This window comes from Bacillus sp. TL12 (assembly GCF_022625245.1).
Classification (GTDB): Bacteria; Bacillota; Bacilli; order Bacillales; family Bacillaceae_G; genus Bacillus_A.
In genome coordinates, this window is sequence record NZ_JAJJBY010000155.1 from 1 (window position 1) to 1,261 (window position 1,261).

Annotated in this window: 1 protein-coding gene; it reads right to left on the bottom strand. The window is 36.1% G+C overall.

What is annotated here, in order from left to right:
* Nucleotides 1–1,261, bottom strand: a protein-coding gene (locus LOK41_RS28180) for an IS3 family transposase (protein ID WP_241819377.1) whose coding sequence is annotated in 2 segments (ribosomal slippage) — nt 1–866 and nt 866–1,261 — 1,262 coding nt annotated over the 2 segments. Because the reading frame shifts where the segments join, the coding sequence is not laid out codon by codon here. This gene is flagged as partial in the annotation.

The following is a 1,261-nucleotide window of genomic DNA, read 5'->3' on the forward strand; positions in this document are numbered from 1 at the left end:
ACTCATGCCTTTTAGTTTTGCCTTAATTCTTTTATGATTATAGTACGCTATGTACTTTGCTAGTTCTTGCTTAAAGTGTTCTATATGCTTAAATTCTTTTCGATATAGAAATTCGGACTTCATGATCCCAAAGAAATTTTCAATCACTGCGTTATCGTAACAGTTCCCTTTACGAGACATACTTTGTGTAATGCCACGTGTATTGAGGGAATGGCGATATTGTTTCATTTGATAGTGCCATCCTTGATCAGAATGAATAAGAAGTGTATCTTCTTCCGTTAAACGTTCAAAAGATTGGTCTAACATTGTTGAAACAAGGGAATAGGTTGGTCTTGAACCAATTGTATATGTGATAATTTCACCATTAAATAAATCCAACATTGGTGATAAATATAACTTCTCTCCAAACAATTTAAACTCTGTGATGTCCGTAACCCATTTTTTGTTTGGTTTTTCCGCTTGGAAATTGCGATTTAAAATATTCGGTGCAATTTTTCCGACTTTCCCTTTATAAGAACGATACTTTTTCATACGAACGAGACATTTCAAGCCTAATTCTTTCATCAGACGGTACACTTTTTTATGATTTACTTTGAGTCCGCGGTTTGTCAGTTCATCACGAATACGACGATAGCCATAACACCCATCGTGTTCATCATAAATAGCTCGAATCAGTTCTTTTAACGCCGCATTTCCATCAGGACGATTGAAATGTTTCATCCAATAATAGTACGTGCTACGCGGAAGGTCTGCGAGTTGAAGTAGTTCCTTGACGGGAAATTCATGCCTTAATTCATAGACTACTTGCGCTTTGTCTTGTTTGGTGACTTTTCCTTGTTTTGAACTAAGGCATTCAACTTTTTTAAATATGCATTTTCCATACGTAAACGCTCATTTTCCGCTTGTAGTGCCTCTATTGATCCTTCAACTATTCCTTGATCTTTGGTTGTATTAGTTTTTTTATTTTTCATCGATAGACGCCCCTTTTTCTTTGAATGTAGGGCATCAAATCCTCCTGTATCATAAGCTACTTTCCATTTTCGAAGTGTCTCGTAAGATGGAATATTAAAAATCGCCGCTGTTTCCCTGATAGATGTCCCATTTTCGTTCATATAATTAAGTACATCTAGTTTATACTGGGTGGAGTAGGATGTATAGCGTTTTTCAAAAGCATTTTCACCTGAAGATTCATATTGCCTAATCCACTGATAGAGTATACTGGGATGAACACCTACAGATTTGGCGATTGTTTTTCCACCTT